Raw genomic sequence first — 23,465 nt, forward strand, 5'->3', positions numbered from 1 at the left:
CGGCCACCCGCGAGGCGAGCCGTTGGTGACCGGGAAGAGGCGATCGGGCCGGACTCAGCCGGCCGGTCTCTGGCGCGCCGGGCTTTGCGGTGTGTCATAGCGTTGGGCCTCGGCCGGGCTCTTGACGCCGTTGTTGTGTTCGACCGACGCCAGATCATCGGCCCGGAAGCCCCAGGCCCCGAACAGGGCGAGGGCCGCCAGGACGGTCGAGACGACCAGGATCCAGAAAATGTGCTGTCCCCAGCGGCCCTGTCGCGCCCGGGTGGCGTTGAGGCGGGGCGGACTTGGTTGAATGTCGGCAGTCATGGAGTACTCCTTGTTACTGTCATTGGGTCGGGGCGAAGGCGAGGATCTCGACCGGCGGCGGTCGCGAATTGAAGGCCTGGATAACCCCGGCCGACAGCGCCATGGCCGCGATCACCATCAGAGCCAGGAAGCGGGTTCGGGCCGCTCTCTGGCGTCGGGTCGGCAGCGTGTAGAAAATCATCCCGCCCTGTTCGGCCCGGTCGCGACTGGTCACGATACGCTCTCTTGCTTCACCAACGGCCCGGTTGACCGTCACCCAGACAACGTTCGCAGCCCCGCCCTGTTCCGTGACCGGGCTGGACGGGCGGCCTTGTCCGAGCCGCGTTCCCCCGCCCGGAAAAAGTGACCGCTTGCGGAACCAGGCTTCCCCCATCGCGTTTTGATGATGCGGAGGCGGCGACGCCCCCCCGACTTGAGGCCAGCGCAAGCTGACCTGCTGCCTCCGCACCCCCCCCTCTCTCGACACGACCGTCCGCCAGTCTGCGGCGCGCGGAGCCAGCCCTCTTTGGCAGGAACCCCTGCAAAGCTTGGCCGTTAGAGACCGGGGCCTTGCAGCGGAGCAGCCATGCGGCGCATCGAGATCATCGCCAATGTCGCGGCCGGCTCTGTCGGGGTCGATGCGCCGGCCGTGGCTGAGCGCCTCCTCGCCGACCATGGCGTGGCCGGGTCGGTGCATGTGCCCGGCGACGACCTGCTGGCCTGTCTGCGCGAGGTGATCGATTCCGGCCCGGACGCGATCTATCTGATCGCCGGCGACGGCACGGCGCGAGCGGCGGCCGAACTGTCGGGTCCTGACGGGCCGCCCATCGCCCCCCTGCCCGGCGGGACCATGAACATGCTGCCGCGCGCCTTCTATGGCGACCGCTCCTGGCCCGAGGCCATGGCGGCCTGCCTGACCGAAGGGACGCCGCGCATGGTCTCCGGCGGCGAGGTCGAAGGGCACCTGTTCTTTGTGGCGGCGATCCTTGGCAGCCCGGCCCTGTGGGCCGACGCCCGCGAGGCGGCCCGGGCCGGCAAGCTGGGCCTGACCCTGCAACGGGCCCACCGGGCCTTTCGCCGGGCCTTTTCAGGCCGCCTGCGCTTTTCCCTGGATGGTCGCCCGCGACAGAAGGCCGAGGCCCTGACCCTGATGTGTCCCCTGGTCTCCCTGGGCCTGGACGAGGACGAACGGGCCCTGGAGGCGGCGGCCCTGGATCCGGCCAATGCCATCGAGGCCTTTCGCCTGGGCTTCAGTGCCCTGACCGGCGACTGGCGCGATGATCCCTCGGTCAGGGTCGAGCGCTGCCGGGTGGGCCGGGTGTGGGCCGCCGGTCAGATCCCCGCCATTCTCGACGGCGAGCCGATCCGGCTGCCCTCCGAGGTCCAGATCCGCTTTCGCCCCAGGGCCTTCCGGGCAGTGTCCCTGCCCGCGTGACCAGAACCTTCAAGATCATCCAGGTGTCGGACCTGCATTTCGGCGGCGAGAACCCGGCGGCGGTCGAGGCGGCCCTCGCCTGGTTTCACCAGGAGAAGCCCGACCTGCTGGTGGTGGCCGGTGACCTGACCCGCGACGGCGCGAAGGCGGAGTTCGCCGCCGCCCGGGCCTGGCTTGACCGCGCGCCCGGCCAATTGTTCGCCACACCGGGCAATCATGACACCCCCTATGCCGGGCCCGGCGAGCTGGTTGAGCGCCTGATCACGCCCTGGCGGCGCTATGAAGCCCGGTTCGGGCCCGCTGACGGCACCGCCTGGCAGGCACCGGGCCTGTCGGTCTTCAGCGTCAATACTGCCCGCCGCGCACAGCTACGCTGGAACTGGTCCAAGGGCGCGATCTCGGTCCGCCAGATCCGCCACCTCGAAGGCCGGCTGGCCACAGCCGCCGGGGATGCCCGGATTGTCGTCTGCCATCATCCCCTGATGGAACTGACCGGCGAGCCGATGAGCAGTGAGGTGCACGGTGGTCGCCGCGCCGCCCGCCACCTGACGGGGGCCGGTGCCGATCTGGTGCTGTCAGGCCATATCCATACGCCGTTCGCGGCACCCTATCCGTTCGGCGATGGCCGGACCCTGGCCGTGGTGTCCGGCACCCTGTCGCTGCGCGAGCGGGGCGTGCCGCCCAGTTTCAACCTCATCGAGATCGATCCCGGCGAAATCCGCGTGACGGCCCTAGCCTTCGGCAAGGCGGATTTCACGGTCTGGCGCAGCTGGGCCTTTGATCGGCGGCCGGCGGCCTGACCCGCAATACGGCGCGACCCCGGGGGCCGCGCCGTTGCCGTCTGTTTGGCTATTGCGGAGCCGGATAGGCCCAGGCCTCACCCTCGCCCTTGGCCGCCGCGAACTGTCGGTCGGCCAGGGACCAGTTAGCCAGGCTGTCGAACCAGGCCTCGAGGAAGCCCTTCCGATTGTTCTGGTGGTCCAGATAGTAGGCGTGCTCCCAGACGTCGCAGACCAGCAGGGGGGTCACGCCGTCCTGGGTCACGGTGGTAGCCGCATCATGGGTCGAGATGATCTTCAGGGTGCCGCCTTCGACGACCAGCCAGACCCAGCCCGAAGCGAAATGGCCGACACCCTCGGTGACGAAGGCGGTCTTCAGGCCTGCCATGTCGCCAAAGACCTGGCTGATCGCCGCCCCCAGGTCTGCACCGGGCGCGGTCTTGTCCGGGCTCATGGCGTCCCAGAAAAAGGCGTGGTTCCAGGCCTGGGCGGCATTGTTGAACACCTTGCCCGGCCCGGCGGCGCGGATGACGGCCTCCAGGCTGCCTTGGTCGTTTCCGTCCAGCAGGCCGTTCAGCGCCGTCACATAGGCCGCATGGTGCTTGTCGTGGTGGAAGTGGAGGGTGTTGGCCGAAACGATCGGCTCCAGTGCTTCATAGGCATAGGGAAGCTCGGGCAGCTTATACATGCTTACTCCATGGGAAGGCGTTCCCTGGAGGGGGGAGGAGGAGGATGGGAACGCCGAACGGGGATCTAGCGGGGCGGTTGCCGGGTTTCCATGAAGGCCTTGGCAACGGCCGCCGTCAGGGTCGGATTTTTCAGCGCGAAGACACCGGCCGCCAGGGCCGCGCCGAGCGACAGCAGGGGCCGGTCCTTGACCACATCAACGACCTTCTCCGCAAAGCTGAAGGCGTCCGGCGTCGCGCCGGCCGGGGGTGCCTGGCGATACTCGGCCTTGCGGGCCGCCAGCAGGCCGGCGACCGCCACAATCAGGGCGGCCACGGCCGCCACCACGGCGGCGGCTCCGGCCGGGCCCAGCCAGGTCTCGACAACCGCATAGAGTGCGAAGGCGGCAGCGAACACGCCGACGGCGGCCGCGGCCGCTATGGCCGCCGCTGCTGCAAGCGTCATCAGGGTCTTTTCGAAAATCACCGGTTGTTGTTGCGGTTGCCGGCGAGCAGCAGCCCGATCAGCACGCCCACGCCGAGACCGGCCAGGGTGGCGGTCAGGGGGCGTTCGCGCACCCGCTCGGTGACATAGCGCTGGGCGTCGTCCAGTTGCTGGCCGGCGGTGTCGGAATAGGTACGGCTCTGGGCCCGCAGGGTATCCAGACCTTCGGCGACCGATTTTTCAACGCGCTTGGCGGCTTCGGCCAGCGAGGCCTTGGCCGCAGCAGCGGCCTCGACGAAGCTCTGTTCAGCGTGTTCGACGCCTGCAGCGGCTGCGCTCTTCACCTTCTCGGCGTCCTTGGCGGCGGTCTTCAGCGCATCAGCAGGCATGGTCATCTCCGGTTCTTGACGCGGCCCGTAAGGCGGGCGGCCAGTTTGTCAGCCCGGTGAACGCGGAGCCCCGCCGAGCGGTTCCATGATAGCGCGCGGGACAAAGCTTCACCACTGCGGAATCTGTATCAGCACTCGCGTCTGACGCGAAGCCGGTCTATGGTCGAAGCATGGACGACGCCCGTTCCACAACCGATGCCGACAGGGAAGCCGGCAGGCTTCGCGCCACCCAGGCGCTGAAGGCCTTTGAGCGTGCCGGCGACGATCCACGTTTTGCGCGCCTGATGCGCCTGGCAGCGGGCCGGCTGCATGTCCCGCGCGCCAGCCTGTGGCTGATCGGCGGGGCCCAACTGCATTGCAAGGCCAGTTTCGGCGGCGGTCAGGACAGCGTGCGACCGCGTGCCGGCTCGGCGGCTGACCAGCTCATCGCCCGGCGCGAACCCCTGTTCGGCCAGACCGCCGGCGCGGACGCCAGCCTGGCGGCCCTTGGCCAGGCCCATGGCCCTGGCGGGTTCTTCGCCTGCGCACCGCTGATCCATCCCGACGGCTCCGTCGTGGGCTATCTGGCCGTTGAGGACGCCTGTCCGCGAGCCGAGCCGGGGGCCGAGGCGCTCGAGGCCCTGACCGATCTCGCGGCCCTGGCCATGGAGGCCCTGCTCCACGACCCCGCAGAACCTGTTCCCCCCGGGCTGCGCTCGCTGGACACCGAACGCCTGGCCCTGGCCATTGGCGCAGCCAGCCTGGGCGAGTTCGAATGGGACCGCACCCTCGACATCTACCGGATCAGTCCACGCCTGGCCAAGATCGCCAACCTGCCCGTCGGCGTGATCCCCGCCGAGGACGGCCAGGCCCTGTTCCGCTATGTCCATGCCGACGACCGGGCCGAGATCCAGCGGGGCGTGGACGAACAGCTCCGCAAGCGCGGCCGCTATGAGGTCGAGTTCCGCCGCAATCCTGACGACAAGGGGCGGGTGCAGTGGAACCGTGCCGCCGGGGTGATGATGCCCGACGCGGTGGGTGACCATACCCGTCTGATCGGCGTGATCCAGGACATCACCGACCGCAAGCAGCAGGACGAGCAGCGCGAGAGCCTGCTGGCCGAGCTGGACCATCGCATCAAGAACCTGCTGGCGGTCGTGCAGTCGGTCGCTGCCCATTCGGCCCGCAAGTCGTCGTCCCTCGACGTGTTCCTCAAGACCTTTGCCGGCCGGCTGAAATCCATGAGCTCGGCCCACGACCTGCTCAGCGCCGCCCGCTGGCGGGGGGCCACCCTGGCACGGATCGCCGCCGCCGAGCTGGGCGGTCTGGCCCCGACCCAGACCCGCTGGGACGGGCCCGAACTGTTCCTGACGCCCCGCGCGGCCTCGGCCCTGTCCCTGACCCTGCACGAACTGGCCGTCAATGCGGTCAAGTACGGGGCCCTGTCGACCGAGAACGGCAAGGTCGAGGTGGTCTGGCGGCGGTCGCCCGAGGGCGGCTTTGCGCTGGAATGGCTTGAAAGCGGTGGCCCGCCCGCCAGCGAGCCGGTCAGCCGCGGCTTTGGCGCGACCCTCGTCGAGGACGTGGTGGGCCGTGAACTGGGCGGCAGCGCCCGGATCGACTATCGCCGCAGCGGGGTCAGCGCCCTGATCCAGGCCGCGCCCGAGGCCCTGGCCAGCGGCCCGCCGCCGGAACCGGAAAAGGCCGCCGCGCCCGAACGGATCGTCGAGACCCTGATCGCCGCCGATGAAAACATCCGGCCCGGCGCCATAGCCGGACTGAGGGTCCTGATCGTTGAGGACTCCCTGCTCCTGGCCCTGGAGCTGGAAGCCGGGCTGGAAGATGCCGGGGTGGTGGTGGTCGGTTGCGCCGCCGAACTGGGCGAGGCCCTGTCGATGCTGGACCAGGACTTCGACGTGGCGGTGCTCGATGCCGACCTCAATGGCCAGTCCGTCGCGCCGGTGGCCGAGATCCTGCGCCGCGAGGGCCGTCCGTTCGTGTTCGCCACCGGCTATGCAGACAAGGCCGCACCCATGGGCTTTGACGCGCCGATCGTCCGCAAGCCCTACAATGTGCACCAGATCGCCCGGGCCATCGCGGATGTGACGGGGCGGCACTAGGGCCTTTTGATTCCGCTCTTCCCGGCGAAGGCCGGGACCCAGATCGAACCCAGACAGGCTGTCGACCCTGACGAGGTCGATGGCGCATCCACTCCAAAGGCTCAGGCTGAACCTGGGCCCCGGCCTTCGCCGGGGAGAGCGGAGATTTTTGAAGCCGCGGTCAGACGGCTCTACCCCTTCAAAGCACTTTCCGCGCCCGCAGGCCCGCGATCGCCGCGTCGCTCAGCCCCGCCACCTCGCTGAGGACGGCGTCGGTATGTTCGCCGAGGGTCGGCGCCGTCCAGCGCACCGCCCCCGGGGTTTCCGACAGGCGCGGAAAGGCGTTCTGCATCTTCACCTGGCCGAAGACCGGATGCGGCACGGTGACGATGGACTCGCGGGCCGCGAAATGCGGATCGGCCAGCATGTCCGGCGCGCGATAGATCCGGCCGGTGGCGATGCCCGCCTCCTCCAGGCGCGGCAGCAGGGTCTCGATCTCCTGATCGGCGGTCCAGGCGGCGATCCGGGCGTCCAGCTCGCCCTGATGGGCACCCCGCGCCGCGTGATCCTTGTAGCGAACGTCATCGGCCAGGTCGGGCCGGCCCATGAGGTCACACAGCCGCCGGAACAGGGTGTCCTGGTTGGCCCCGATCAGGATCAGCTCGCCGGTTTTGGTGGGATAGACGTTCGAGGGCGCAATGCCGGGCAGAACGGCCCCGGAGCGCTCGCGGATATAGCCGGTCAGGTCATATTCGGTGATCAGGTTCTCCATCACAGTCAGCACGCTCTCATAGATGGCCGCATCGACCACCTGGCCCCGACCGGTGCGATCCCGCGAATGCAGGGCCATCATCACCCCGAGGGCGGCATTCAGGCCCGACAGGCTGTCGCCGATCGAGATCCCGGCCCGGGCCGGGTTGCGGTCCGGCTCGCCGGTGATGTGACGCAGGCCGCCCATGGCCTCGCCGACCAGGGCATAGCCGGCCCGGTGCGAATAGGGCCCGGTCTGGCCAAAGCCCGACACCCGCGCCATGACCAGGCCCGGATGGTCGGCCGACAGGGCCTCATAGCCCATGCCCCAGGCCTCCAGTGTGCCGGGGCGGAAGTTTTCAACCACGACATCGGCCTTGGCGATCAGGGCCCGGGCCAGGTCGCGGCCTTCGTCCGTCCGCAGATCGACAGTGACCGACTTCTTGTTGCGGCCGATCACCGGCCACCAGGGCGACAGCCCTTGGGGCTTGCTGCGGCCCCACTGCCGCATGGGATCGCCGGCCCTGGGATCCTCGAGCTTGATCACCTCGGCCCCGAAGTCCCCGAGGATCTGGCCGCAGAACGGACCCGCGATCAGCGAGCCCATTTCGATGACCCTCAGCCCTGTCAGCGGTGACTGTGCCATGTCGAACTTCCCCCGCGCGCACGGAACCGATCACGGCCCTGTGATGTTCTTCCCTCCAGAGGCGCCGCGCGACGCCTGCCGGACTTCAACCTCTAGAAAAAACGCGCAGGGAAAGACAGTCATGACCCGCCATCTCCTCCTCATCGGTACCGCCTTCGCCGCCCTCAGCCTGACCGCCTGCGGGCCCAAGGCCACCGAATCCAAGGGTGCCGCAACGCCATCGGAACAGGCCGCCACCCCGGATGCCAACCCCGTCGCCACGGTCCCGACCCTGGCCGACGAGACCAAGGCCGAGGTCTTCGCCCTGAAGGCCGCTGACCTGAACCTGTTCGAAATCGAATCCGCCAGGCTGGCCGCCTCGCGCTCGACCAACGCCCAGGTCAAGGCCTTCGCCAAGTCGATGGAGACCGCTCACGGCAAGACCGCCGAGGCCCTGAAGGTCGCCATTGCGGCGTCAGGTGCTGCAATCACCCTGCCGATGGCCCTGACCAAGGACATGCAGGATGACCTCGACGCCCTGACCAAGGCCGGCAATGACGACTTCGACAAGAAATATGCCGACAGCCAGGTCGATGCGCATCAGGCGATGCTGAACCTGCTGCAGCGCTACGCTCAGGACGGCGATACCCCGGTCATCAAGACCTTCGCCGCCGAGACCGCCCCGACCATTCAGGAACACCTGAACAAGGCCGAGGGTCTGAAGAACGGCTTCGTGAACTAGTCACGAGGCCTAGGGAATTGCGTAGGCCACCGTCGCCTTGGCGGCGGCGCGCTCGCGCGATTCCGTCCACATCAGGATATCGGCCGTCGCGATGCGGCGGCCGAGCTTGAGCAGGGTGGCCTCGGCATAGAGGTCGCCCGGCTTGCAGCCCCTCAGGAAGTGGATCGTCAGCGAGGTCGTCACCGCCAGCGGCACCTCGCCGATATGGGTCAGGATCACCGCATAGGCGGCGGTGTCGGCCAGGGCCATCAGGGTCGGGCCGGAGATCACGCCGCCGGGTCGCAACTGCCGGGTCGCAAAGGGCTGGCGCATCAGGACGCGGCCTTCGGCCACCTCCACCACGGTCGGAAAGGCGTCCCCATCGCCCTCGGGGAAAGCCCCCCGCAGAAAGGCGTTGAACGCCGCCGCGTCCAGCTTCAGTCCACCCTCACTCATCCGTCGACCTTCAGGGTGTTGTCGTCTCCGTTGCGGTCGATGATCGTATTGTAGGGATCGATCCCGGCAAACTTCGGGGCCTTGTCGACCGTGAAGGTCAGGTTCTGGGTCCCCGAACGGATCATCCGACGCTGATAGAGCACGACCTTGTCGGCCTTGAAGTCCTTCTTGCCCGGCTCGGCCGTGAACAGGCCGATGTCCATGGTCTCGTTCAGGGGGCTTTCGGTCTCCTTGCCCTTGCCGTCGGCATACAGCTTCTTGGCCTCGACCGTCAGGGTCACGTCAAAGCGGCCGTCGGCGCGCTTCTTCACGGTCGCGGCCTTGGTCTTCAGGTCATAGAGGGTGATCTTCTCGAACAGGTCGGTGATCAGGGCCTGCTTGTCGGCCGGAGCCTCGGCCCGGATCGCCGTCATGAAGTCCAGGGTGTTGGGATAGGGCGCGCCCTTGAACCCGTACTGGGCGATCAGCTTGCGCAGGGCCCGGTTGACCGCAGCCTCGCCGATCTCGCTCTGCAGCCGGTACATGACCAGCGAGCCCTTGCGATAATAGACATAGGGCTGGGCCTCGACCTTGTAGAGCGGCTGCTCTTCCAGCGGATCGCCGCCGCGGGCGCGCAGATAGCTGTCGAGCTCGAACTTCAGGAACTTGCGGATCTGGGCCTCGCCATACATCCGCTTCATGACCATCAGGGCCGAATACTGGGCGAAGGTCTCCGACAGCATGGCCCCGCCCTGCTGGTCGGCACCGATCACCTGGTGAGCCCACCACTGGTGGCCGATCTCGTGAGCCCCGACATAGGTGACCATGTCGATCTTTTCCGGATCCTTGTAGTTGGAGATGAAGAACAGGCCTTCGGACCACGGAATGGTGTTGGCGAACGACTGGGCGAACTGGGCGTAGTCGGGGAACTCCTGGAAGCGCAGCTGGCGGAACTGATAGGGGCTGAACTCGGTACCCATATAGTCCAGAGAGACCTTCATCGCCGTCTTCATGCGGTCGATGTTCCAGGGGTGCTGCGGGTCATAATAGACCGCCAGATCGACGCCCTTGTAGGTCTCGCTGGCGATCCTGTAGCGGGCCGACTGGATCGAGATGAAGTTCTGGATCGGGGCCTCGGTGACGAAGCGGGCCACGCGGCGATCACCCCTGACCTGGTCTGAGACCTTGTAGCCCGGTGCAATCGGCGTCTGGTCGCTGACCGTGGTGACGGTGATGTCGGACGACACCCAGTCGGAGTCCTTGCGCAGACCATTGAACTGCCGCGACGCGACATCGCCCAGCTTGGCCACACGGCGCTCGGCGGGCAGGCCGTATTTGCGGCGCTTGGCCCGATCGGTCAGCAGACCGTCGCGCGACATGCCCAGGATCGGCGCGATCTCCATATTGTTCAGGAAGGTGCCGTTGGCGACCACCCGCGATTCCGCGCCGCTGTTCGGAAAGCCCTTCTGGGCGCGCTGGGTGATGAAGCTCATCTTGCGCCGCTCGCCCGGCACCATCGGCGTGTCGAAGGCGAAGATCCGATAGTTGAACCGGTCATAGGTCTTCTTGGGCCGGGCCCCCTCGATCGACAGGCCCTTGACCGTCAGGTCGCGGTCGAACCGGACATGGATTTCCTTCAGGGGCGCGCCCGTGCGGTTTTCCAGGACATAGGAGCCCTTGGTGTCGACGCGCGGCTCGCCCGGATAGAGGTCGACGTCCAGCATCATCGACACAATCTTGGGCTGGGGCAGGGTCTCGAACGGCAGCAGGGTCTTTTCGTAGTCAGCCTGCCATTTCTCGTTGTCGATATTGGTCCGGTAGGTGTTCCAGACATTGGTGTTGACGTAGATGAACAGGCCGGTTCCGACGAACACCGTCAGGGCCAGGGCCAGGGTCGCGCCGGCCTTGCCGGTCATGCGGCTCGGCAGACGCACCAGGCGGGGCCACAGGCGGCTCTCGGTTCCGCGACGCCACAGGCCATAGGACAGAACCAGCAGCACGACCGAGAAGGCCGTCCAGTACAGCCGCAGCCACCAGGCCCCGATCCAGAACTTGCCCTGGCCGTTCATGTCGGAGAAGGGCGTGTCGGTGACGGCGCCGAAATTGTAGAGCTTGTGCTCGAATCCCAGGTTCGAGAGGGTGATGGTGGCGACCAGATAGATCACCATCAGGCCCCAGCCGATGAACTTGTGCGGGCTGATCGCCTGCAGGAACACCGCCAGAACCGCCAGCAGGATCCAGTCCACCGATTGCGGCAGGATGTACCAGAGCAGGTACTTGGGGAGCTCCAGATGTGTATAGCCGTGGGCCAGCTGGCTCAGGATCGCCGCCAGCACGCTGACCAGCAGGGTGGAGATCAGCACCAGGGCAATGGCCAGGGTCTTGGGCACGACAAAGGCCCAGTCCGGCACCGGGGTGGCATCGATGATCTCGTGGGTCTTGCGTTCGCGTTCGCGCCAGACCAGCTCGCCGGAATAATAGATGGCGATGATCATCGGGATCAGGCCGAACGACCCCATCAGCGGCATCAGCAGCACGCGGGTCAGCGGATAGATCTCGCCGCCATAGCGCCCGGCCTCGGTGGCGAACCACAGCGAGCCCATGGCATTGGCCAGGCCCAGGGCCAGCAGCACGAAATAGGCCGGGCTCTTGAACACCTGGCCCATGTCCAGGCGCGTGCGGACCACGAGCTGGGCCCAGGCGGTCCGGCGATCATAGCGTGGAGTGACCGGGCCACTCAGGGTCGCCGGCAGGACCTCGATCGGTGCCGGCCCCTTGTGGGCCTTGACCTTGCGATCGCCGGCCAGCTCGGCCGCCTGGATCTTGAACAGCCAGTAGGCCGCCGACAGGAAGGCCGCCGACAGGGCCAGGGCCAGGAGGCGGTTGAACAGCAGGGCCCCGGTCAGGGACGGGGTCAGGCTGTTGCGCTCGGCAGCGGTCCAGTACTTGGTGACCAGGCCAAAGGCCGCCGTGCCCAGGGGTTCCCACAGGGCGGCGGTCTTTTCAAACTCCGGCCGATCCAGGGCGATGCCGGCAATGATCCACAGCACCATGAAGGCGATCACGCCGACATAGGTCCACATCATCGATCGGGTCACCGTGGCCAGGGCGAAGAAGATCGCCGAGGTCAGCAGGATCGAGGGCAGGGCGAGGGCGAAATAGGAAAACAGATAGGCTTCAAGCAGGTTCGGCCCCAGCCGTTCAGGATCGATCCAGGGCATGAAGGAGCCGATGAAGATCGCCAGGGGCACGACCAGGAACGAGATCGCCGCCGCCAGGAAGGCGCCCGTGAAACGGCCGTACAGATAGTCGAACTTGCCGATCCGGGTGGAGCGCAGGATCGGGCCAAATCCGGTCTCGTCGTCGCGGACCACCACATTGGCCACGAAGGCTGTGGTGACGAACATGTAGAAGATCGACAGGATCAGGTGGGTCTGGGCGATCGCATAGGGCGCGTTCTTGTGGATCTGACCGCCGCCGCCGATGCGGATCTGGTCGATCGTCGCCGCCCCGAAGGTCAGCAGGAAAAAGACTGTCGCCACCACCCAGAAGACGGGCGACTTCAGCTGGTAGCGGAGCTCGAAGCCCGCGATCTTGCCAAACATCGACCAGTCCTCCTACGCCGCGCGGCGGGTGGTGGACAGGGTCGAGAAATAGACGTCCTCAAGGCCGCCCTCGACCGCCGTGAAGCCGGCGCCCGGATCGCTGTCGGCCAGGATATGGATCACCGTGCGGCCGCCCAGCAGGCGGGTGGAGATGACCTGATAGGTCGCCTTGGCCGCTTCGAGCTCGGTCTTGTCGATGGTCTTGCGCCAGACCCGGCCGGCCAGCTGGGTGACCAGATCATTGGGCGCGCCCTGCTTGACGATACGGCCGTCGCAGATGATCGCCATGGCCGGGCAGAGGTCGGAGACGTCCTCGACGATGTGGGTGGAGAGAATCACCACCACGTTCTCGCCGATCTCGGCCAGCAGGTTCAGGAAGCGATTGCGCTCTTCCGGGTCGAGGCCGGCGGTGGGTTCGTCGACAATGATCAGGCGCGGATCGCCGATCAGGGCCTGGGCGATGCCGAAGCGCTGGCGCATGCCGCCCGAGAACCCGGCCAGGGCCTTCTTGCGCACGCCCCAGAGATTGACCTGGTTGAGCAGGCTCTCGACGGTTTCCTTGCGCTCCTTCGCGCCGCTGATGCCCTTGAGCACCGCCATGTGGTCGAGCATGTCGTAGGCCGAGACCCGGGGATAGACCCCGAAATCCTGCGGCAGATAGCCCAGGGTGCGGCGCAGGAGCTCCGGCGTTTTCAGCACGTCGATGTCGCCGAAGCGGATATGGCCCGAGGTCGGGGCCTGCAGGGTGGCGATGGTGCGCATCAGGGTCGACTTGCCCGCGCCGTTGGGCCCCAGCAGGCCATACATGCCGCGCGGTATGGTCAGGCTGACCTCGTCCAGGGCGCGAACGCCGTTGCCGTAGACGTGTGTCAGGTTCTCGATGATCAACATTCGCGCGCTCACAGCCCCCGCATGGAAAGACGCCCTATTTTCCCCACACTCTCATGACTCGACGGCGCGGGCCGGGGCAAGTGAAAGAACGTTTAGGTGGTCGGCGCAGCCAGATAGGGCCTGACTGGCCCCGGGCGGGACAGGATGCTTTTGATGCCGGCGGTTTGGCGCTAATCAGGCCCCATGACGACATACATCTTTCCCCCGCCCGCCCTGCCCGTGGTCCCGGTTGAGGGATCGTCCGCCCTGTTTCCGGTGCGTCGCATCCTCTGCGTCGGCCGCAACTATGCGGCCCATGCCCGCGAAATGGGGGCCGATACGCGCGATCCGCCGTTCTTTTTCGCCAAGCCGGCCGACGCCATCCTGCCCCTGCCGGCCAGCGTGCCCTATCCGTCGGCGACCAGCGACCTGCACCACGAGATCGAGCTGGTCGCGGCGCTCAAGGGCGGCGGCGAGAACCTGACGCCGGACCAGGCCCTGGAGCTGGTGTTCGGCTATGCCGTCGGCGTCGACCTGACCCGGCGCGACCTGCAGAACGCCGCCAAGGCCAAGGGCCACCCCTGGGAATCCGGCAAGGCCTTTGATGCCAGCGCCCCGATCAGTGCCATCCGCCCGATGTCCGGCCTGCCGCCGGAGGGTGCGATCACCCTGTCGGTCAATGGCGTGGAAAAGCAGCGCGGCGAGATCGCCGACATGATCTGGAACGTCGCCGAGGTCCTGGCCAAGGCCAGCCAGCTGTGGCGGCTGGAGGCCGGCGACCTGGTCTTTACCGGCACCCCCGAAGGCGTCGGCGCCATCGCCCGCGGCGACCGGATCGAGGGCGAGGTCGAGGGCGTCGGCAAACTGTCCTTCACCCTGGCCTAGGATCGCGACATGAAGCTCACCCTGCACAGCGCCTGGCGGGCCAGCGCCCCATACCGCGTCCGGATCGGTCTCAATCTCAAGGGCCTGGACTATGGCGTTCAGCCCGTGGACCTGGTGTCGAGCCAGCACCAGGGCGAGGCCTATCGCGCCCTCAACGCCCAGGCCCTGGTCCCGACCCTTGAGGTAGACCTGCCTGGAGAAGAAGGCCGTCGCCTGACCCAGAGCCTGGCGATCCTGGAATGGCTGGACGAGGCGGTCCCGGGCGCACCGCTCCTGCCCGCCGACCCGTTTGATCGCGCCATGGTGCGGGCCATGGCCGAGATCGTCGCCTGCGACATCCATCCGGTGAACAATCTGCGCATCCTGCGCGCCCTGACCGGCCTGGGCGTCGACCAGGACGGCCGCGACGCCTGGGCCCAGCGCTGGATCACCGACGGCTTTGCGGCCCTTGAGCCGATGGTGGCCCGCCATGGTCGGGGCTTTGCCTTCGGCGACGCGCCCGGCCTCGCCGACTGTTGCCTTGTGCCGCAGGTCTATAATGCCGCCCGCTTCCATGTGGACATGACGCCCTTCCCGGCGATCCGCGCCGCCGTGGCCCGGGCCCTGGAGCATCCGGCCATCGCCGCTGCCCATCCCAATCTGCAACCCGACGCCCAACCGGCGTAAGGACAAGTCATGCTTGAAGACCTCAAGACCAACAACGCTGCCTGGTCAAAGGGCAAGACGGAGGTTGATCCGCAGTTCTTCAAGCGGCTGGAGAACCAGCAGAGTCCGGAATATCTGTGGATCGGCTGCAGCGACAGCCGCGTGCCGGCCAACGAGATCGTCGGCCTGGATCCCGGCGAACTGTTCGTCCACCGCAATGTCGCCAACCTCGCCCCGCCCCAGGACGCCAACTATCTCAGCGTGCTGCAGTTCGCGGTCGACGTGATCAAGGTCAAGCACGTGATGGTCGTCGGCCATTATGGCTGCGGCGGCGTGTCGGCGGCCATCGACGGCAAGCGGCGCGGCCTGGTCGACCACTGGCTGCACCCGATCCGCGAGGTCCATGCCGAGCACCGCCACGAGCTCGACGCCCTGCCCGGGCAGAAGGAAAGGCTCAACCGCCTGTGCGAACTGAACGTCATCCGCCAGGTGCGCAACGTGGCCGCCGACGTCTTCGTGCATGACGCCTGGGCGCGCGGCCAGCCCCTGTCCGTGCATGGCTGGGTCTATTCGCTGTCCAACGGCCTGGTCACCGACCTCAATGTCGGGATTACCTGCCTCGAGGACTATGAGCGGGTGGCCGGCGGGGCGATCTAAAACTTCCGCTCTCCCCGGCGAAGACCGGATTTTCGGGTGTTTACCCCGCCTTGATCCGCACCCGCGCCGACGCCTTGCGGCCCTGCCCGTCCACGACCGACAGCCGGTAGAACCCCGGCGCGGCCGGCCGCCAGACTACGCGCCCGCTGGTCGGGTCCGCCGCTAGGGGCTTGCCCTCGACATACCAGGTCAGGTCCTCGCCGCCGGCGGCCAGGACCAGGCCCCGCGACCCTGGCCCCAGGGCCTCGACCTGCACCGCCGCGCCGTCCGGCGGGAAGATCAGGCGCGGGCCTTCGGTCTGGGCGCGCAGGGTCTGCAGGGCCTGGGGGGCCGACTTCGGCGCGATCGGCCGCGGCGCCGTGGCCGGGGCCCCGACCACATCGGCGACGTCGAACAGCAGGGGAAGGGCCGCGTCGCGTCCGGTCAGGCCGCCGCGCGCTCCGCCATCGGCCCGGCCGGTCCAGACGATGATCGCATAGCCGCCGACCACCCCGGCCGCCACCGCGTCGCGAAAGCCGTAGGAGGTGCCGGTCTTGAAGGCCATGGCCGGCCCGCCCCGGGTCAGGGCCGAAGGGGCGCGACCCCGCGGCGCGGGGGCCTCACGCAGAATGTCCAGAATCTGCCGGGCCGCCTCGGGCCGCACCAGCCGGGTCCCGCCGGACCTTTCCCGTAGTTTGGCGTCCGCCTCGGTCCAGGCCAGGGGCTTGGCGAGACCGCCGTCGCCCAGGGCGGCATAGAGCAGGGCCAGGTCGCGCAGGGTGATCCCCTCCCCGCCCAGGGCCAGGGCCAGACCCGCCGCCTTCAGCTCCGACTTTGGCCGCGCCAGATGGGCTCCCGCCGCCTCGATCCGCCCGGCAAAGGCCTCGGGCCCCAGGCGCTCAAGGGTGGCCACGGCCGGGACGTTCAGCGAATGGGTCAGGGCCTCGCGCACCGTGACCTTGTCGTGGAACACGCGGTCAAAGTTCTCGGGCTGATAGTCGGCAAAACGGGTGGCGCTGTCGGTCAGCTGGGTGTCGGCGGCCAAAAGCCCGTCATCCATGGCCATGGCATAGATGAAGGGCTTCAGGGCCGAGCCGGGTGAACGCAGGGCCCGGGTCATGTCCACCCAGCCCCCGGCCCGCTCGCGCCCGGCCGAGCCGACGGCGGCGCGCACCGCCCGGCCCTTGATCTCGACCACCAGGATCGCGGCCGTGGCATCGGCCCCTTGCGAGGCGGCGATGGCGGCGGCCATGGGCTCAAGCCGCGCCTGCAGGTCGGCATCCAGGGTGGTGATCACGCTGGCCTGGGAGGTGGGCGCGGCGCGGGCGCGTTCCCCTGCCACGTGCCAGGCCAGGGCCGGGAACGGGGCACGGCGCGGCAGGGGTTCGGCCTCGGCCTCCAGGGCGGCGGCCTCGGTCAGCACTCCCGCCCGGACCATCTTGTCGAGGACCGACCGCCGCGCCAGCCGCGCCGCCTCGGGCCGGCGATCGGGCCGGCGGGCCTCCGGGGACTGCGGCAGGGCGATCAGCAGGGCCTGCTGGCCGTCGGTCAGGCTGGTCGGTTCCTGGCCAAAATAGGCCAGGCTGGCGGCGCGGACGCCCTCCAGATTACCGCCATAGGGAGTCAGGGTCAGATAGAGGGCCAGGGTCTGGCGCTTGGTCAGCCGGGCCTCCAGCTGCACGGCCCGGACCATCTCGATCAGCTTGGAGCCCAGATTGCGCGGACGCGGCTCCAGCAGGCGAGCGGTCTGCATGGTCAGGGTCGAGGCCCCGGAGGTCGGGCGACCATGGACCACAGCCGAGCCGAAGGCCCGGACCACCGCCAGGGGATCAACACCGAGGTGGCGATAGAAGCGGCCGTCCTCGACGGCGATCAGGCGCTTCAGGAAGGCCTGGTCCGTGCGCTCCAGATCCGCCCGGATCCGCCAGCGACCGTCCTCCACCGGCAGGGCCCGCAGCCACGCCCCGCGCCGGTCCAGGGCCACCGGCGAGGACTGCCGGGCCCGGGTCATGTCGGGCGGGAAGACGGCGCTAAGCGTCGCGAGCACGACCTGGAGGCCGAGAAAGCCGACGAGGAGGCGGGTGAGCGGCACCACCATCGTCCCCCTCCGGGGGAGGAGGCTGCGCAGCATCCGGAGGGGGCCAGTGGTGGAAGCGCCCCCTGACTCAGCAGGCGTCATTCCACGGCCAGTCCCGGCTGACTTGCCCCCTCCGCGCTTTCAGCGCTCCTCCCCCGGAGGGGGAAGATGCAACGGCGCGTCACCCTCACTGCCCCGGCGCGATCACGGCCCGGCCGGACTCCGACCGCGCATTGAGGCTGGGTCGGTACATGTCCTTGGCCACGGCCCCCGGCAGGAAGAACTCGCCCGGCGTCACCGCCCGGGCCACATAGGCCAGGGCGAAGGGCTTGTTGCCCTCCAGGTCCATCGCCGCGATGAAGCGGTCATCGCGGCTTTCCTGCACATCGGCCCCGGTCAGCTCGCCGAGGAACCGGTAGGGGCCGTTCTGGGCGTCATCGGCCCCCAGGGTGGTCTCGATCTCGAAGCCGGCCGGCAGGGCATCGTCGACCACCAGGGCGGTCGAGCGGGCCTGCATCGAGCGGCCGGAAACCAGGACGATGATCCGGTCACCCTGGCGGATGGAGGCCGGATCGACCGCCGCCCCGGTCATCGACAGCAGGCGCTTGCCGATGAACAGGCCATTGGCCGAGGCCCCCGGAGCCGCCGTGGGCGTGCCACGAACACTGACCGTCCGCCACAGGGCACCCTTGCCGGTATTGGTAAAGCGGCTGTCGGCCAGCTTGCCCACCGCCCAGCGCGGCGCACCCCCTGCCGGCGGCAGGGCCAGGGCCCCCTTGGCGTCGATCGAGATCGGACCCGCCGCCTTCAGCAGGGCAAAGGCCGCATGCAGCACCGCCGCCTGTTCCTGGGTGTTCAGGGCGTCGGGATCCTTGACCACATTTTCCAGCCGGCCCTGCAGCTGGCGGGCGATGTCGCCCTGACCGGACTCGACCGCCAGGGCCGTCAGACCCGCCACATCGCGCAGCGGGCTCTGATACCAGTCCTGGTCATCCCGATAGCCCAGCGACTTGACCGCCTGGCGCATGGCCGAGCGGGCCCGGGCGGTGTCGCCCATGCGCGCCAGACCCGCCGCGACATAGGCCTTGGCCATGGGCTGGTCCTCGTCCTTCATCTGGACATCGTGCCACCAGCGCAGACGGGCCAGATCGCCCCGGCCGCCCTTGGCCATCACATAGAGGGCATAGGCCGAGGCCCGGCGGCGCATGCGTTCGGTGGCCGACTTGGACTGTTCGGGCGTCGCCGCCCACCATTCGGGATACTCCATCCGGTAGGATACCGAGGCCCAGCCGTCAGGACGGCTGATCTGGCGCATGGCGTTCAGGGCCTTGTCGATCGCCGCGTCGGGCACGGCGACGCCCTGGGCCCGGGCTTCCAGCAGGAAGTCGGTGGTATAGGCCCCGAGCCAGGCGTCAGCCTCGCCGTCGCCCACCCGCCACAGGCCGAAGGCACCGTCGAGGGTCTGGCGATCCAGCAGCTTGCCCACCGCCCCCGCCAGGGCCGCCGGCGTGCGCTTGAGCTTGGGATCACTGGTCAGGCTCTGGGCATAGAGCAGCGGATAGGCTGTCGAGACCAGCTGCTCGGTGCAGCCATAGGGATAGCGTTGCAGGGCCACCGCAATCGCCGCCGGGTCGAAGCCCTTGAACGGCGAATAGCTGACCTGCAGCGTCACATCCCCGGCCGCCAGGCCGCTCATCAGATCATAGGTCGGGGTATAGGCCTCGCCCGGCTGCTGCAGCTGGGTGGTGGTACGAACCACATCGCCCCAGCCCAGGCGGGTCTGGATCGGATAGTCCTTCGACGTCGCAAAGCCGGGACCGGCCACCTTGAAGCCGATCTTGCCGATGCCGGTGACGTCCGGGGCCAGGAAGGGGATCTTCTCGGCGATCCTTTGGCCCAGGATCAGCTGGAACACCTTCTTGAAGGCCACTTTCAGCCCGCCTGAGGAGAAGGCCTCGGCGCTATAGGCACCGGGCTTGCCCTCGACATTGTGCAGTTCCAGGGTGGCCATGGCCTTGTCGCCGGGGGCCAGAAAGCGCGGCAGGTTCAGGTCGGCCACCACCGGCTGGCGCACGGTCAGGGGCCGCGAGCCCGAGCCGACGGCGGTGTCGGTCCAGGCCACGGCCATCAGCCGCAGCTCGCCATTGAAGTCGGCAGCCGGCAGCCTGACCACCGCCTTGCCGTCAAGACCGGTCTCGACCACGCCCGACCACAGGGCCACGGTCTTGATCGGGGTCACGGTCAGGCCTTCGCCACCGACCTCGTCAGCACCGAAATTGACATTGGCCGGCGCGCCCAGATTGGGATCGAGCAGGCGGCCATAGTCGTCGCGATAGTCGACGCCGAGAGCCCGCTTGCCGAAATACCATTTCACGGGGTCGGGACTGTCCTGACGGGTCAGGCGCAAAATCCCCTCGTCCACCGCAGCGATGGTGACATGGGCCTTCTGGCCCAGGCCCAGGCCCTTGACCGAGACCGGGATCTCGACCGGAGCCTTGGAGTCGATCTTGGCCGGCGTCCCCAGATCGACCGTCAGTTTGCGGCTCTTGGGGTCCAGGGGCACATAGACCAGGCCCAGGGCCCGGCGCGGCTTGGGCGAGGCGACCGGATCGCGCGGCTGGATGACGCTGACCATCACATAGGCCCCGCCGCCCCAGGCGGCCGAGGTCTTCAGGCGCACGGTGGTGCCATTGGCCCCGACCGAAACGGTTTTCAGGTCGATCAGCCGGTCGGTGGCGACCGCCACCTGGGCTTCACCGGCATAGGGCGGCTTCAGGGTGATCTCGACCGTATCGCCCTGGACATAGGCCTTGGCACCGGCGCTGACCCGCACGAAGTCAGGAGCCTCGGCGTCCTTGGCGGGGGAGCCCCAGCCGGCGGCAAAGCGGGTGACCGTGCGCGAGCCGTCGCCGCCCTCGACCACGAGGCGATAGTCGCCCCAGCCGAGGCGGCGGGTGAAGCGGGCCGGAGCCCCGGCCCCGATATTGACGGTGGCCTTGGCCACCACCGCGTCGCGGCTGGTGCGCCGCCACTGCCAGCGGCCGTCCTGCTGGAACCAGTCATAGTCCCAGTTTTCGCTGATCAGGGTGTAGGTGGCCGTCGCCCCGACCCGCTGGCCGGCGGCATTGACCGCGATGATGTCGAGGCTGATCGGCGGGTCACCCTTGGCGGACTGACCCTGGTCGACCTTGACCCCGAAATAGAGCGGCTTGCCGCGCACCTTCAGGTCCAGGCCCTCGCGCACGGGTCGACCGCCCGGCTCGAACACCGAGGTGGTGACGGAGGCGACCAGAGGCTGGGCCGTGTCGCCGGCCACGTCGCTGGCGACGGACAGCACCGCCCGGCCCTCGCCGTCGGTGACCGTCGTGCCCAGCTCAAGGAACTTCTCCTCGAACGGCTTGTCGGCGTCGCCCCAGACATAGTCCTTGTAGGCGGGGAAGGGGTCGGCATCGGCCCGCAGGCGGGCCTCGCCCTGGGTCTGCAGTCCGGCGCCGGGCGCGCCATAGAGGAAGCGGGCCGAGACATCGACCTTGCGGGTCTCACCCACGCCGAGCGGCTGGGACTCCTGGCCCGTCGCCGTGACCGCGAGACGTTGCGGCGCGAAATCCTCGACACTGAAGGTCAGGCTGCCCGAGGCCGCCTCGATGCCCTCGATCTTCAGCTCGGCGGTCCAGCGCCCGCGCGGCGCCGAGCGCGGCAGGGCGATGTCGGCCAGGACGGCGCCGGCCTTGGCACCCTCGAAGGGATAGCGCTTGAATTCGACGCCGGAGGGTCGCTTGATGACGATCTCGCCCTTGCGGTCATTGACCGCCTTGGCCAGGCGGTCGCGGACCATGGCGGTCAGGTGCACGGTCTCGCCGGGTCGATAGATGCCGCGGTCGGCATAGAGATAGCCGTCGATATCGGTACGGGCAGAACGACCGGCTGTGGTCGCCTCGCGGCCGCCGACGCCCTGTTTGGACAGGTCGACGGGCGAGCGGTCGAGGTCCAGCACCGCCAGATCGCCCAGCGGTCCATAGGCCATCACCATCTTGGCCCGTTCAGACCCTTCGCCGTTCAGTAGGGGCCGCAGGAAGCGCACCCGGCCGTCGGCATCGCTCTTGGCCTCGGCCAGGTCTTCGCCATCCCGGGCCACCAGGGCCACCCGGACGCCGGACAGGGTCTTGGCGCTCTTCAGGGAGCGGACCACCACATCGAGCGATTCCGAACCGTCATAGGCGATCATGGCCATGTCGGTGAACATCACCCAGCGGCGGGCCTGGGCCGGCGGCGTGTCGCCTTCGGTGTCCGGATCGCGCCCGCCCGAGGCGTCGCGGGCCTTGATCACATAGCCGCCCGCCTTCATGTCCTTGAGTACCGCGCCGAGCGGGAAGACCGTGGTCGCCTTCTGGCCGGCCGGGCCGGTGACCTGGACCGTGCCCTTCCAGACGCGACGCCCGTCATCATTGGGGCTGTCATCGCCATAGTCGCCGGCCCAGTCGCCCTCGCCGGTGGGGTCCGGCGCGCTGATCGACTTGCGCACCAGATTGCGGTCCGAAACCCGCCAGACCTCGATGGCCAGGGTCTGGACATTGATCGTTTCGATACCGACCCCGTCGGCCTCTTCGCGCGGCAGGATCACGCCGTCGCCGGCGAAACCGACATAGGGCGGCTTCTCGCCGAAGGTGAAATCGACATCGGCATTGGCGGCCAGGACCTCGCCGCCCTTGCCGGGCAGGCCCTTGAGCAGGGTGACGCGATGATCGGTAAAGCCGACGCCGCCGACGCAGAGCTCGTCGCCCTTGACCCGCACGGCGGGGGTGCGGCCGATGTCCGGCGAGACCAGCACGAAGTCGGCATAGGGCTTGGATGGATCCAGCGCCTTGCTCATCCGCACACAGGCCATCGGATCCTGGCCCGAGCTGTCGATCCGGCTCTGCCAGACCGCGAAGCCTTCAGGCTTGGGAATGCCGCGACGGGGCGCATTGGCCGAGCGGGGCTTGCCGAACAGCGACCAGGCCTCGCCCTTGACCGGGGCCGAGGCCACCGCGCCCTTCGACCCGCCAAACCAGCCGAGCTCGCCGGCCTTGCCGGTCAGCAGGCCGCCGCCGAAGCCGATGACCAGGGCACCGCCGACCATGGCGGCCAGACGCAGACGGGCATCGCCGGCCCATCGGGCCTTCAGGCGCTCGATCAGCCGGGCCAGGGTCGCAGGAGTCGAATCCTTGGAACCGCCCGCAGGCGGCGTCTCGTCCATCGACATGCCACTCGTCCCCCGTTTACCACGTTCAACGAGCGATGTGACGTGAAGCGGGGGGGCGGGTCAACGGGGGCCCTAGCCCATGAATTCAACCTGGCCGGTCTGCAGGCTGTAGACGGCCGAGACGACCTTGAGCCGGCCCGCAGCGATGCGGCTGCTGAAGGCCTCGTCGGCGGTCTTCAGACGCTCGGCAATATTGCGGGCATTCTGGCGGATCGCAGCGTCCTGCAGGTCGGCGGGCTTGGCCTCTTCGGCCTCGATCACCGCCGGCAGGATCGGCAGGGCCATGTCGAACAGGGCCCCATGCAGATGGGCGTGCTTGGTGGCGACATCCACGGCGGCCCCGACTGCGCCGCACTTGGTGTGGCCGAGCACGACGATGAGCGGCGCGCCGAGGTGCTCCACGGCGTAGAGGATCGAGCCGAGGCCTTCGCGGCTGACGGTCGAGCCCGCCGTGCGGACGACGAACAGCTCGCCCAGGGTGCAGTCGAACACCAGTTCCGGCGGGACCCGGCTGTCGGAACAGCCCACGACGATGGCGAAGGGTTTCTGGCCGTTGGAAAGCTCGTTGATCCGCGCCCAGCTGGGCAGGGCCATGCTGGCACCGCCGCGGGCGAAGATGGCATTGCCGTGTTTCAGACGACCCAGGGCCTCGTTGGGATCGATCAGAACCTCTTCAGGCTCGGTCTGTGTCGGCTTGGGATATTCCGCGACCGTCGAGCGGACCGGCGCGGGCGCGGCATAGGCCTGGGCGGCGGCCGGACGCGGTCGGGGCGCGGGCTTGCGCGGCGCGGGCGCGTGATGATCGTCGCCCTCGGCCAGGGCGGCCAGCGGTGTTCCGGCCAGTCCGGACGCCAGAACGCCCAGCAAAAGTCTTCTCGAAACCATCTCGTCCCCCGAC

Annotated in this window: 19 protein-coding genes; 7 read left to right on the plus strand and 12 right to left on the minus strand. The window is 68.4% G+C overall.

Features of this window, described 5'->3' with window-relative positions:
- Positions 1–54: 54 nt before the first annotated feature.
- Positions 55–306 carry a hypothetical protein gene (locus tag ACW17U_RS16545; RefSeq protein WP_492053876.1) on the minus strand — a complete coding sequence of 84 codons (252 nt, stop codon included), beginning with the start codon at positions 304–306 and terminating at the stop codon, positions 55–57.
- A 19-nt stretch (positions 307–325) separates the two neighbouring features.
- Positions 326–520: a hypothetical protein gene (locus tag ACW17U_RS16550; RefSeq protein ID WP_492053878.1), complete on the minus strand. Its 195-nt coding sequence runs from the start codon at positions 518–520 to the stop codon at positions 326–328.
- A 351-nt stretch (positions 521–871) separates the two neighbouring features.
- Between ACW17U_RS16550 and ACW17U_RS16555 the strand changes: the two genes are divergently transcribed.
- Both ACW17U_RS16555 and ACW17U_RS16560 read left to right on the plus strand, forming a co-directional pair.
- The gene (locus tag ACW17U_RS16555) at positions 872–1,720 is read left to right on the plus strand and encodes a diacylglycerol/lipid kinase family protein (RefSeq protein ID WP_492053880.1); all 849 of its coding nucleotides are present in this window, start codon (positions 872–874) and stop codon (positions 1,718–1,720) included.
- Positions 1,717–2,520 (plus strand): metallophosphoesterase family protein, encoded by an 804-nt coding sequence (locus tag ACW17U_RS16560; protein WP_492053881.1) that lies wholly within the window; start codon positions 1,717–1,719, stop codon positions 2,518–2,520. Before ACW17U_RS16555 ends, ACW17U_RS16560 begins: the two co-directional genes overlap by 4 nt.
- A 49-nt stretch (positions 2,521–2,569) precedes the next feature.
- Here the strand turns inward: ACW17U_RS16560 and ACW17U_RS16565 are convergent, their stop codons facing one another.
- The 3 genes from ACW17U_RS16565 to ACW17U_RS16575 all read right to left on the minus strand — a co-directional run bounded on the left by ACW17U_RS16565 (position 2,570) and on the right by ACW17U_RS16575 (position 4,004).
- The gene (locus tag ACW17U_RS16565) at positions 2,570–3,187 is read right to left on the minus strand and encodes a superoxide dismutase (RefSeq protein WP_492053883.1); all 618 of its coding nucleotides are present in this window, start codon (positions 3,185–3,187) and stop codon (positions 2,570–2,572) included.
- A 65-nt stretch (positions 3,188–3,252) separates the two neighbouring features.
- A complete protein-coding gene (locus ACW17U_RS16570) occupies positions 3,253–3,630 on the minus strand; it encodes a hypothetical protein (RefSeq protein WP_492053885.1) in 378 nt (125 codons plus the stop codon).
- A 17-nt stretch (positions 3,631–3,647) separates the two neighbouring features.
- Positions 3,648–4,004, minus strand: a complete 357-nt coding sequence (locus tag ACW17U_RS16575; protein WP_492053887.1) for a hypothetical protein — start codon at positions 4,002–4,004, stop codon at positions 3,648–3,650.
- A 164-nt stretch (positions 4,005–4,168) separates the two neighbouring features.
- On the opposite strand from ACW17U_RS16575, the gene ACW17U_RS16580 reads away from it, so the two are divergent.
- Complete coding sequence (locus tag ACW17U_RS16580) at positions 4,169–6,097, plus strand: HWE histidine kinase domain-containing protein (protein ID WP_492053889.1); 1,929 nt, start codon at positions 4,169–4,171, stop codon at positions 6,095–6,097.
- A 178-nt stretch (positions 6,098–6,275) separates the two neighbouring features.
- Here the strand turns inward: ACW17U_RS16580 and ACW17U_RS16585 are convergent, their stop codons facing one another.
- Positions 6,276–7,472, minus strand: coding sequence for a CaiB/BaiF CoA transferase family protein (locus ACW17U_RS16585; RefSeq protein ID WP_492053891.1), 1,197 nt, complete (start codon positions 7,470–7,472; stop codon positions 6,276–6,278).
- A gap of 121 nt (positions 7,473–7,593) precedes the next feature.
- Here ACW17U_RS16585 and ACW17U_RS16590 point away from each other — a divergent pair, with 121 nt between their 5' ends.
- A complete protein-coding gene (locus ACW17U_RS16590) occupies positions 7,594–8,193 on the plus strand; it encodes a DUF4142 domain-containing protein (RefSeq protein WP_492053893.1) in 600 nt (199 codons plus the stop codon).
- A gap of 9 nt (positions 8,194–8,202) precedes the next feature.
- Here ACW17U_RS16590 and ACW17U_RS16595 read toward each other — a convergent pair whose 3' ends face one another.
- Genes ACW17U_RS16595 through ACW17U_RS16605 form a run of 3 tightly spaced genes read right to left on the minus strand, consistent with a single transcriptional unit; the run spans position 8,203 to position 13,103 of the window.
- The gene (locus ACW17U_RS16595) at positions 8,203–8,628 is read right to left on the minus strand and encodes a PaaI family thioesterase (RefSeq protein ID WP_492053895.1); all 426 of its coding nucleotides are present in this window, start codon (positions 8,626–8,628) and stop codon (positions 8,203–8,205) included.
- Positions 8,625–12,212: an ABC transporter permease/M1 family aminopeptidase gene (locus ACW17U_RS16600; protein ID WP_492053897.1), complete on the minus strand. Its 3,588-nt coding sequence runs from the start codon at positions 12,210–12,212 to the stop codon at positions 8,625–8,627. The genes ACW17U_RS16595 and ACW17U_RS16600 overlap by 4 nt, the downstream gene beginning before the upstream one ends.
- A 12-nt stretch (positions 12,213–12,224) precedes the next feature.
- On the minus strand, positions 12,225–13,103 hold the full coding sequence (locus ACW17U_RS16605; protein WP_062142691.1) for an ABC transporter ATP-binding protein: 879 nt from the start codon (positions 13,101–13,103) through the stop codon (positions 12,225–12,227).
- 183 nt (positions 13,104–13,286) lie between these two features.
- On the opposite strand from ACW17U_RS16605, the gene ACW17U_RS16610 reads away from it, so the two are divergent.
- The 3 genes from ACW17U_RS16610 to ACW17U_RS16620 are packed head-to-tail and all read left to right on the plus strand — an operon-like array spanning position 13,287 to position 15,269.
- On the plus strand, positions 13,287–13,967 hold the full coding sequence (locus ACW17U_RS16610; protein ID WP_492053899.1) for a fumarylacetoacetate hydrolase family protein: 681 nt from the start codon (positions 13,287–13,289) through the stop codon (positions 13,965–13,967).
- 9 nt (positions 13,968–13,976) lie between these two features.
- Positions 13,977–14,633 (plus strand): maleylacetoacetate isomerase, encoded by a 657-nt coding sequence (gene maiA, locus ACW17U_RS16615; RefSeq protein WP_492053901.1) that lies wholly within the window; start codon positions 13,977–13,979, stop codon positions 14,631–14,633.
- 9 nt (positions 14,634–14,642) lie between these two features.
- Positions 14,643–15,269: a carbonic anhydrase gene (locus ACW17U_RS16620; protein WP_062142682.1), complete on the plus strand. Its 627-nt coding sequence runs from the start codon at positions 14,643–14,645 to the stop codon at positions 15,267–15,269.
- A gap of 40 nt (positions 15,270–15,309) precedes the next feature.
- On the opposite strand, the gene pbpC is transcribed toward ACW17U_RS16620, so the two are convergent.
- The 3 genes from pbpC to ACW17U_RS16635 form a co-directional block, all read right to left on the minus strand.
- The gene (gene pbpC, locus ACW17U_RS16625; RefSeq protein ID WP_492053903.1) at positions 15,310–17,346 is read right to left on the minus strand and encodes a penicillin-binding protein 1C; all 2,037 of its coding nucleotides are present in this window, start codon (positions 17,344–17,346) and stop codon (positions 15,310–15,312) included.
- A 166-nt stretch (positions 17,347–17,512) separates the two neighbouring features.
- Complete coding sequence (locus ACW17U_RS16630) at positions 17,513–22,444, minus strand: alpha-2-macroglobulin family protein (RefSeq protein ID WP_492055756.1); 4,932 nt, start codon at positions 22,442–22,444, stop codon at positions 17,513–17,515.
- 195 nt (positions 22,445–22,639) lie between these two features.
- On the minus strand, positions 22,640–23,452 hold the full coding sequence (locus ACW17U_RS16635) for a carbonic anhydrase (RefSeq protein ID WP_062142677.1): 813 nt from the start codon (positions 23,450–23,452) through the stop codon (positions 22,640–22,642).
- Between the last annotated feature and the right edge of the window lie 13 nt (positions 23,453–23,465).

The organism is Caulobacter sp. AVps16, from assembly GCF_058681455.1.

Excerpts from the sequence above, each read along its gene's own strand:
- pbpC (WP_492053903.1), bottom strand. The coding sequence starts at position 17,346 with ATGGTGGTGCCGCTCACCCGCCTCCTCGTCGGCTTTCTCGGCCTCCAG.
- ACW17U_RS16610 (WP_492053899.1), top strand. The coding sequence starts at position 13,287 with ATGACGACATACATCTTTCCCCCGCCCGCCCTGCCCGTGGTCCCGGTT.
- ACW17U_RS16630 (WP_492055756.1), bottom strand. The coding sequence starts at position 22,444 with ATGGTCGGCGGTGCCCTGGTCATCGGCTTCGGCGGCGGCCTGCTGACC.
- ACW17U_RS16555 (WP_492053880.1), top strand. The coding sequence starts at position 872 with ATGCGGCGCATCGAGATCATCGCCAATGTCGCGGCCGGCTCTGTCGGG.
- ACW17U_RS16620 (WP_062142682.1), top strand. The coding sequence starts at position 14,643 with ATGCTTGAAGACCTCAAGACCAACAACGCTGCCTGGTCAAAGGGCAAG.
- ACW17U_RS16635 (WP_062142677.1), bottom strand. The coding sequence starts at position 23,452 with ATGGTTTCGAGAAGACTTTTGCTGGGCGTTCTGGCGTCCGGACTGGCC.
- ACW17U_RS16585 (WP_492053891.1), bottom strand. The coding sequence starts at position 7,472 with ATGGCACAGTCACCGCTGACAGGGCTGAGGGTCATCGAAATGGGCTCG.
- maiA (WP_492053901.1), top strand. The coding sequence starts at position 13,977 with ATGAAGCTCACCCTGCACAGCGCCTGGCGGGCCAGCGCCCCATACCGC.
- ACW17U_RS16605 (WP_062142691.1), bottom strand. The coding sequence starts at position 13,103 with ATGTTGATCATCGAGAACCTGACACACGTCTACGGCAACGGCGTTCGC.
- ACW17U_RS16595 (WP_492053895.1), bottom strand. The coding sequence starts at position 8,628 with ATGAGTGAGGGTGGACTGAAGCTGGACGCGGCGGCGTTCAACGCCTTT.
- ACW17U_RS16590 (WP_492053893.1), top strand. The coding sequence starts at position 7,594 with ATGACCCGCCATCTCCTCCTCATCGGTACCGCCTTCGCCGCCCTCAGC.
- ACW17U_RS16565 (WP_492053883.1), bottom strand. The coding sequence starts at position 3,187 with ATGTATAAGCTGCCCGAGCTTCCCTATGCCTATGAAGCACTGGAGCCG.
- ACW17U_RS16600 (WP_492053897.1), bottom strand. The coding sequence starts at position 12,212 with ATGTTTGGCAAGATCGCGGGCTTCGAGCTCCGCTACCAGCTGAAGTCG.
- ACW17U_RS16580 (WP_492053889.1), top strand. The coding sequence starts at position 4,169 with ATGGACGACGCCCGTTCCACAACCGATGCCGACAGGGAAGCCGGCAGG.
- ACW17U_RS16545 (WP_492053876.1), bottom strand. The coding sequence starts at position 306 with ATGACTGCCGACATTCAACCAAGTCCGCCCCGCCTCAACGCCACCCGG.
- ACW17U_RS16570 (WP_492053885.1), bottom strand. The coding sequence starts at position 3,630 with ATGACGCTTGCAGCAGCGGCGGCCATAGCGGCCGCGGCCGCCGTCGGC.
- ACW17U_RS16575 (WP_492053887.1), bottom strand. The coding sequence starts at position 4,004 with ATGACCATGCCTGCTGATGCGCTGAAGACCGCCGCCAAGGACGCCGAG.